Here is an 8,954-nt window from a genome sequence, read left to right on the forward strand (position 1 = left end):
TACCTCTCACCTTAAATGTGATGAATATCACCAAATAGGGGGCATTTAAGGCGCTATGTTTGCAAAGGATCCGTAAATGGAACGATCATGGTACTCCCAGCAAAGGAGAACCCATGGCTAGCTTGAATGATGTCGCCCGTTTAGCGGGTGTTTCTAAATCAACCGTTTCACGCGTGATTAACCAGGAATATGGCGTAAAGCCCGCCACCATTGAAAAAGTTAACCGCGCCATTGAGCAATGCGGCTATGTGGTCAATCAAATCGCTAAGGATTTGAAATCCAACAAAACCAACCTCATCGGGGTGATTGTACCGCGAGTATCGTCGAATGCGATGTCAGCCAGCGTTGATGGGCTTAGCCATGTCTTTGATAAAAAAGGCAAACACGTGCTATTGGCCAACACGCGCCAAGACGATCAGCGTATTTGCTACTACCTCGATTTGTTCAACCAAAAACGCGTAGAAGGGATACTGCTGTTTGCCTCCACGCTCAACCCCGACTTGGTGCACGCCATTAAGCGCTCGAGTGCGCCGGTGGTGGTAATTGGTCAAGACGGCTCACCCTATAACATTCCCAGCGTGATCCATGATGATTATCGGGTGGGCTTTTGTGCTGGCGAGCAGCTTATTAATGCTGGCTGCCGACAAGTGGGCTTTCTGGGGGTACAAGCGGAAGATATTGCCGTTGATCAGCAGCGTTATCAAGGCTTTGAGAGCGCATTGACCACGTTGACCCAAACGGTACCCTTGTTCCATTACCAAGGTCAATTCTCGATTCAATCGGGCTATGTCGCCATGACCGCTATGTTAGAGCAATATCCTGATCTTGACGGTGTATTTTGTGCCACCGACCGTATCGCGATTGGCGCTATCCAAGCCTTGCAAGCACAAGGGATCACCCCTGGGCACACCGTGAAGCTGATGGGAGTGGGCGATGACGAGCTTGCCCAAGTGGTATCGCCAAGCTTATCCACGTTTAACTATGCCTTTGATGCAGCAGGAGAAAGTGGTGCCAAAATGCTGCTCGAGTTACTGGAAACTGGGCAAAGTCATGTGTCTAAATTGGTGATGGGCTTTAACTATATCAGCCGCGCCACCTGCCCTTAACACAGCGACCGTTAACCCAATACAGAGAAATTTTACTTGCGCCACCGCCGTCTTGTTCGCTATTTTTGGAACGTTCCCGAAAATAAAATTGGTACGGATAGATGGAAATAACCCCAACAGGCCTGGTTGACGCATGTGGTGGCGCCGATAACGTGCGACGAGCATTGCGCCATCAAGACAAGGTGATCATTGAGCTCATCGAGCTTGAACGCGTGAACCAAGACGTGCTGCCAATCAGTACGATTGACCATTCACTACGCCAGATCACCCTCGATCAACCCGTTAGTCAGGGGGCGCTAACGGCACTGGGTCGCGTGATCGACCACAACCTGCGTGAACAAGCCGCGCCCTTCTATTCACCCAGCCAAAAGACAGATTTCCATCGTCCCGGATGGCATATCAGCCCTCCCCAAGGGCTGCTGAATGACCCCAATGGTTTTATTTACTTTCAAGGTCACTATCACCTTTTTTATCAGTGGTATCCCTTTGCCTGTGAGCACAAAGATAAATTCTGGGTGCATTTAATCAGCCCTGATGGGGTGCAATGGCATACCGCGCCGCTCGGCCTCACCCCCAGTGATTGGTATGACAGCCATGGGGTATTTTCAGGCCACGCCATGGTGATGAACGACGCCCTTTGGCTGTATTACACCGGCAATACCCGCATTGGCCCCGAGCGTTTGCGCCAAACAACCCAGTGTGTGGCGCGGTCAAGCGATGGCATTCATTTTGAAAAGCTCGGCCCGGTGATTGATGCCCCACCAGCAGGCGTGACCGAGCATATTCGCGATCCCAAAGTCATCCATGACGGCCAACACTATCGGATGCTGTTGGGCGCGCAACGTGAAGATAAAATAGGCCGCCTGGCGCAGTATTCGTCTGCTGATGGCCTTACGTGGCACTATGACGGACTAAGCGGTGATAGCTTAGGCGAGCATGGTTATATGTGGGAATGCCCAGATCTGTTCCAATTAAGCGATCAATGGCTCTGTATTCTCTGCCCACAAGGCAGCCCATCACCAACGCCCGATCACCAAGTTCCTCACCACAATGGTTACGCCAAAGCTACGCTAGAAGCGGACGGCATCAGGCTTGATAACTGGCAAGTGCTGGATCATGGGTTTGATTTTTACGCCCCGCAGACGGCGCAGACCCCTGACAATAAGCGCATGCTTATCGCTTGGATGGGCCTGCCAGACGAAGTTGAACAACCCAGTTTAAGTGCGGGCTGGTTGCATCAGTTAACCTGTCCACGTGAGTTACACTGGGAAAATGGGCAAATTTATCAGCGCCCAGCCGCCGCGCTGCAAAGCTTAAGAGGCCCTCAGCAACTTTTGGTGATTAACCCTGAGTGCCACTCAACCTCCGTGGATTTAGGCACCAAGCAGTTTGAGCTCAACACCACGCTGCCCATTCCGACCAGCGGCCACTACACGCTATACTTTCACAGCCGCAGCGGCATGATGACGCCAGCCACCTCCGGCAAACCATCCGGTTGTGCACTCACCATTGACGGTGACAGCCGCACCCTAACACTGGATAGAAGCGCAAGCCTCGCCAAAGAAGGCGATACCCGTCGCTGCATTCACTTGCCCGAGCCGCTAGAAGATTTGCCACTACAGGTTCTCGCTGACACCAGCTCACTGGAGTTCTTTATCGCCGACGGGCGATGGACGATGACCAGCCGTTACTTTAGCGCTATTGATGCAACCTTTTTAGCGCTGACACGCGATCGCCACGACACGCCTTTGCCAAAAGAGATGGATTGGTATGCGTTGAAAAACGCCAGTGTTAGGTGATACATCAGGGAAGTGGCGTTGACCATACTACACCACATCTGACTGGCACAGTTAACGCCCATCAACTAGCATTAAGAGTTTGAATCTTCTGTGTTTAATCATCGCCATGATATTATTGGTGATGATTAAGCACGCTTCTTATTTCAACTAGGGTGACGATATGCTGCTTGCAATACTGGCGATTATTGCTGGATTTGCGCTTTTGGTGTGGAGTGCAGATAGGTTTGTAGAAGGCGCGGCTGTGAGCGCCCATTATGCCGGTATACCGCCGCTACTCATTGGCATGCTGGTGGTAGGGTTTGGGACATCAGCGCCTGAAATGGTGGTCTCAGCGATGGCTGCAGTCGATGGCAATCCTGCGTTAGCACTGGGCAATGCGCTAGGCTCGAACATCGTCAATATCACCTTAATTCTCGGGGTGACCGCCCTCATCGCGCCTATTGCAGTGCATTCCACCATTGTGCGCAAAGAGCTACCCATTCTTTTAGCCATCACTCTCATTATCGGGGCAATGCTATGGGACTTCACGATCAGCGCCTACGAAGCTTTACTGCTTATCACAGGCTTTTTACTGCTGATCGGCTGGTCAGTGTGGTCTGGCGTACGTACTAAAAACGATACCCTCGCCACCGACATGAATGCCGAACTCAACCAGCAAACCCTGTCGCTAAAAAAAGCACTGATGTGGCTAACGATTGGGCTGGCACTGTTAATTGTGAGCTCGCGCATCTTGGTATGGGGTGCCGTTGAGATCGCCCAACAACTGGGCATCAGCGATCTGATTATTGGTTTAACCATAGTCGCATTAGGCACCTCCCTGCCCGAGTTGGCCGCCTCAATTATCGCCGCCCGCAAAGGAGAACACGATATTGCCGTGGGCAACGTGGTCGGCTCCAACATTTTTAATTCCCTTGCCGTGATTGGTATTGCTGGCGTCATCGAGCCGATTCGCGACATCACCGAAGCGGTCTTCTGGCGAGATTGGGTGGTGATGCTCGCCGCCACCGTGATCTTGCTGCTGGTCGCAATACGCTTTGGCAAGACACGCGAAATCAACCGCGCCGAAGGGGGATTACTGTTTGTGTGCTATATCAGCTATACCTGTTTGCTGATCTATGCCGTGCGGTAGGGGCTCTACAAATCAAGATCTGAAGCGTACATCGTCTCAACAAATAGTGATTAGCGCCTCGAACAAGCAATGAGTTGATTTCACACATAGTTACACAACGGTGCGCTTTTACGCTTTACATCGAACGCGGGTCGATGAACACTGCTTGGCAGAGTATAATGACAACCGATATCACGTAGAGTTAGTCACAGATTATGAGCAATACCACCGCGAAAAAGCCGAGTCCCCTGTTTGAAACCCTGTTCAACGTTTTCATCCCCTCGATCATCCTGATGAAGTTGAGCGGCGATGAATACCTAGGGACAGCCACGGCCCTGGTCGTCGCTTTGGCCTTTCCTCTCGCTTACGGCGGGATGGATCTGGTCCGTAACCAGAAATTCAATTTTATCGCAGCACTGGGCTTTATCAGCGTATTACTGACAGGCGGGATTGGCCTACTCGAGCTCGATACCCGTTGGTTAGCCTTAAAAGAGGCGCTGATCCCCGGCCTTATTGGCTTGGCGGTGTTAGGGTCAACCTTTACCCGCTACCCACTGATGCAGAAGTTAATACTGAATGACACTGTGCTCAACCTCTCGTTGATTAATCAGCGCCTAAAAGAGAAAGGACAATCCGACGCCTTTGAGCGCTGCTTGATGTGGTCAAACTACCTGTTCGCCAGCACCTTTGTGTTCTCATCGGCGATGAACTACTTCCTTGCCACGTGGATTGTGACCAGCCCTGCCGGCACGTCCGCGTTTAATGAAGAACTAGGCAAAATGACGCTGTACAGCTACCCGATGATTGCTATCCCTAGCATGCTGATGATGTTCGGCATCTTTTACTACATTTGGCGTCAGATACGCGCGATGACATCGCTAGAAACAGAGCAAATTTTCCACCTGAAATAGCAAGCGCCACGCGCGGCGTTCAGAACAGATCAAAAAGGGAGGATCGCCTCCTCCCTTGCGTTATCACTTCCACCCTTGACGCCACTTCTCGTCACTTTTAAGCTCACGCCAGTCAATCGGATATTCTTTTTTCGACAGCACCGACTCGAGCACGCATAACACCACCACACCGTCTTCATCATACTCAACGTCAGAGACCAAAAAGTGCTTCTCACGATGAATAGGTTTGACCGCCGTCCACTTGCTATTGCGTAACTTAGCTGGATTGATCTGGTTCACGACTGCCCCTTAACAAACGCCGGAAAAGGCTGACAAGGAATGCATTCGTTTCAACTTATCAGCCCTTTCAAGAATAGCAATACAAAGTAAACGAACGCTACCATTGACTAATTTGGGTTAGACGGTCAGCCCGTTCGAGTGAATCAGCACTCATTGCTTTGAGTTCAGATGCCCCTTCAGCGTTCTGCTCCGACAACGTCCTGATTCGATCCGCCAGTTGACTGATCTCTTCTGTTACATGCGCTTGCTGCTCCGATGCCGTGGCAATGCTTACGGTGCGCTCTTTGATGTTATCAAATGCTGTGACAATCTCTTCAAAGTGCTCACGCACCACACTCGCTCGCTCAACCGAAGATTGAGACAACTGATAACTCGATTCAATCACGTCCACGCCCTGGCTAGCCGCCGAATGAAGCTGATGAATCATGCCATCAATTTCTTCCGCTGATTCCTGCGTTTTGGCGGCCAATGAGCGCACCTCATCGGCAACCACTGCAAACCCACGTCCTTGCTCTCCCGCACGCGCCGCCTCGATAGCCGCATTCAGTGCTAGTAGATTGGTTTGCTCTGAAATCTTTTTGATGACCTCAAGGACCGTTCCCACCTGCTGTGAATCTGAGGCCAGTTTATCAATCACAGAGGAGGCTTCTTTCAGTGTGGTAGCAAGCTTGGCAATCGCGTCACTGTTCTCATCGACGGCTTGCTGTCCTTTTGCCACCACGTGCGATGCATCCTCGGCAGTATCTGCGGCAGTGGCAGTATTGCTCGACACCTCGGTGGCACTTGCGGACATTTGGTTTATCGATGAGGCGAGCGTGATATTCTCATTCGTCTGCGCCGACGTTCGGTCGCTCAAATCTTGGCTCAGTGCCTGTAAGTCGTTTGCACTGCTTTTAACGCCAATCGCTTCTCTCGCTACGTCTTCGAGAATTTTTTCAAGATGGGCGCCATAATCGTTGACAGCGCGCCGTAGCTCGCCCATCTCATCAGCACGAACAATCTCTAACTTACCGCCTTTCTCACCTTTCGATAGACTGCTAACCTGCTGAGTCGTCTCTTTGATACTGCGAATGAGTCTCTGGCCGAGCCATACCACAACTAACGCGAAGACAATCACCAGCGGTAACAGTGTTATATACAGGCCAGAACTTACTCGATTCAGCGCCGCCAAGGCCGTTGCCTCAGGCAACAACATGCCCACTGTCCAACCCTGTTCCGGTAAAGGAACCTGCACGAGGAGCGACCGGCTATCGCCTACCACACCTTCCGGCAGGTAAACCGGCTCCTCAGCGTCCAAGGCCGAGACAAGCGGGGATAAACGAGGATACCGTCTACTTGCGTCGCTCAGGCTTTGCATACTAAGGCTTGAAGAACGCACATCGGGAAACGACAGAATGCGATCGGTTTGATCGAGCACAAAGGCATAGCCTCCGGTTGCCTCATTTTGGTCAGTTAATAAGTTTGACAGACCGGAGAGCATCAAATCGATTGTCGCAACGCCCCAAAACTGGCCATCTCGGCGAATTGCGACCGTGCAAGTGACCATGGGCGTGCCAGAAATCGCATCCTCATAAGCGGCAGACCACGCGCATTGCCCCGCCGGTAAGCCTCGGCCTGCTTGATACCAGCTTTCGTTATGATAACCACTGCCAGCGGGATCATTGTAATCATCTAATAGATCCAGCGAGCCTTGTGCATTACGTGCCCAAAATAAGGAATCACGTGTTTTTCCCGGTGTTAACTTACCAGGTTCAGGCCAAACACCACCGCCCGCAATCGCGGCGTTACCGTAGTGATCGACCACGGGCTCAAGACGTTCAATAAACTGCCCGCGATCTAACGGCAATGTTTCCGATAGCGCCGCGAGTGTATCGGTCAACACTGCCCCTTCATTCAATGCCGTGGCAATACGCCCTTCAATGTTTGTGACGGTTTGCCGAGCGCCAGCCTCTGCCTGCTCTTGCAAAACGGGCTTCGCTACCCACTCCATAACCAGGTAAATGGTAAGAAATGACCCCAGCAAAAGGGCAAGCGCCATGGCTTTAATCTTACGGCTGATTGTCATGGCAAAATCCTCTGCACTGCTATTTGCTATAAGCGTAGCAGCGAGTCGTCTAATTACCATGAAGGTGTGTTTTCTCGCGCAAAACGTACTGATCGCGATGGAGGGGTTTGACCGCCGTCCACTTGCTATTGCATCACTTGGTTGGATTGGTTGGGTTCACCCCGTTAGATACTGCATCGGTTAAAAATGACGATAACTAGTACGAACGGGGCTTGGTTTGGTTCAGTGGTTGGGGTGGTGTAACTCGTTCCCACGCTCCTGCGTGGGAATGCATATGGATTTTGAATCATGGGCAGGATTCACTACAAGATCACTGAACTAACTCCGTATTTTTTCGTCTCCAGACACCGCCAATACCTTTAGATCATTATCAGCAAGTAAACAGGTTCAATGCCCTACCGAGCGCAGTGTTACACAGTTTATGGAGCTGCTTGTATTTGAATAAAAGCTAGATATGCATTCCCACGCGGGAGCGTGGGAACGAGAAAAAAACCGCCCCCTAGCTTCAAACAATTCCATTTTGTATGTCACTTCTGATAATCTCCAAAACCTGATTATGCAAATCTTCATCGTGATAATGTTTAAAATCTGAAGCTGTATCCCTATCAAAGTGATATTTGTTTTGCTTACCATTGCTATCATTTGATACAAAAATCACAAATTCATCTACATTCTCTGCAAACCTGATTGTGTAACTATTACCACTTACAACCATTGGAAAAGTTTTTGTAATATTAAAACCGATTAAACTTGTCATGTATTTCTCCTTTTTTATAAAGCATCGCTCTGCGGCAAACTTGGAGCGCAGCGAAAAGTTTGTCCGACAGCAGCGCCTTGTTAAATGCAAGCTTACTAAACCTTTCAAGCATCCAAATTAACTACATTACCCTCACCAAACCAACTAACCGCTGTTTGAATGACTTGAGCACTTGGATTTGGAAAGAATACAGCCAACCTTTCTTTCGCACGAGTACAACACACATAAAATATTTTTTCTGACCTCTGGCGAACACTATCGGTGCCGTTTCGCTCAAACAAATAATTAAAGTTATATTGGTTCCACTTGCCATTATCCAGAACTACCAAAACATTAGGAAATTCGGCACCTTTAGTTTTATGCTGTGTCGAGAATGGCAAGTACCCTTCGAGATATTCAAAGACATTTCGGAACTCTTGATAATTAACTTCGCACACCTGCTTGTATAAATAATATTTATCTTCTATGTATCTTGCCAGATTGTCATCCTTGATAACTAAACCTAATTCATCAGCGAGATCAATAACCTCACCTATCTTAATACCCGCCTGTATTTCAAAAGACTGAATGGCTTTATTAAGCCTGATTTTATCTTGAACAGAAGTAAGGGAGTAATCAGTCGCTTTAATGAACTGATTAAATTTTTTAGATTGATAGAGTCGTATGCAATTTTCAATTTTAAACAGGTGCTTGACTAAATCATCTCTATTAGAGCCAGGTTTACTTTCATCACCAACATTATTTTTCTTATCATCAAGCAGTTGTTCTTTATCAACGTATAGCTTTGATATCTGATCATAAGGCTGTTTTTTGGCTAAATCAAAATATATTGGATGATTATCAATGTAATTGCTCTGCGCAGGTGTTGGATCTGGATTTCCAACATGATCAATTACTTGAGCAAGTGTTTTTCCTTTAGAATCGTATTC

General features: G+C 49.2%; 8 protein-coding genes. 4 read left to right on the forward strand and 4 right to left on the reverse strand.

What is annotated here, in order from left to right; all coding sequences use genetic code 11:
* Window positions 1–113: 113 nt before the first annotated feature.
* The 4 genes from BZG72_RS15015 (at window position 114) to BZG72_RS15030 (ending at window position 4,924) form a co-directional block, all read left to right on the forward strand.
* Window positions 114–1,106 carry a LacI family DNA-binding transcriptional regulator gene (locus BZG72_RS15015; protein WP_077578383.1) on the forward strand — a complete coding sequence of 331 codons (993 nt, stop codon included), beginning with the start codon at window positions 114–116 and terminating at the stop codon, window positions 1,104–1,106.
* 101 nt (window positions 1,107–1,207) lie between these two features.
* Window positions 1,208–2,905 (forward strand): glycoside hydrolase family 32 protein, encoded by a 1,698-nt coding sequence (locus BZG72_RS15020; protein ID WP_077667169.1) that lies wholly within the window; start codon window positions 1,208–1,210, stop codon window positions 2,903–2,905.
* 160 nt (window positions 2,906–3,065) lie between these two features.
* Window positions 3,066–4,034 (forward strand): calcium/sodium antiporter, encoded by a 969-nt coding sequence (locus tag BZG72_RS15025; RefSeq protein ID WP_077667170.1) that lies wholly within the window; start codon window positions 3,066–3,068, stop codon window positions 4,032–4,034.
* A 194-nt stretch (window positions 4,035–4,228) separates the two neighbouring features.
* The gene (locus tag BZG72_RS15030; protein ID WP_077667171.1) at window positions 4,229–4,924 is read left to right on the forward strand and encodes a VC0807 family protein; all 696 of its coding nucleotides are present in this window, start codon (window positions 4,229–4,231) and stop codon (window positions 4,922–4,924) included.
* 63 nt (window positions 4,925–4,987) lie between these two features.
* Here BZG72_RS15030 and BZG72_RS15035 read toward each other — a convergent pair whose 3' ends face one another.
* The 4 genes from BZG72_RS15035 to BZG72_RS15050 form a co-directional block, all read right to left on the reverse strand.
* Entirely contained in the window at window positions 4,988–5,203 is a 216-nt protein-coding gene (locus BZG72_RS15035; protein WP_077647534.1) for a TIGR02450 family Trp-rich protein, read from the reverse strand.
* A 97-nt stretch (window positions 5,204–5,300) separates the two neighbouring features.
* Window positions 5,301–7,268 carry a methyl-accepting chemotaxis protein gene (locus BZG72_RS15040; protein WP_198930076.1) on the reverse strand — a complete coding sequence of 656 codons (1,968 nt, stop codon included), beginning with the start codon at window positions 7,266–7,268 and terminating at the stop codon, window positions 5,301–5,303.
* A gap of 505 nt (window positions 7,269–7,773) precedes the next feature.
* Complete coding sequence (locus BZG72_RS15045) at window positions 7,774–8,025, reverse strand: hypothetical protein (RefSeq protein WP_077667173.1); 252 nt, start codon at window positions 8,023–8,025, stop codon at window positions 7,774–7,776.
* A 104-nt stretch (window positions 8,026–8,129) separates the two neighbouring features.
* Window positions 8,130–8,954, reverse strand: an 825-nt coding sequence (locus BZG72_RS15050) for a 3'-5' exonuclease (protein WP_274532479.1), incomplete at its 5' end; no start/stop codon positions are given.

It is taken from the genome of Salinivibrio sp. PR6, assembly GCF_001995955.1.
GTDB classification, from domain to species: domain Bacteria; phylum Pseudomonadota; class Gammaproteobacteria; order Enterobacterales; family Vibrionaceae; genus Salinivibrio; species Salinivibrio siamensis.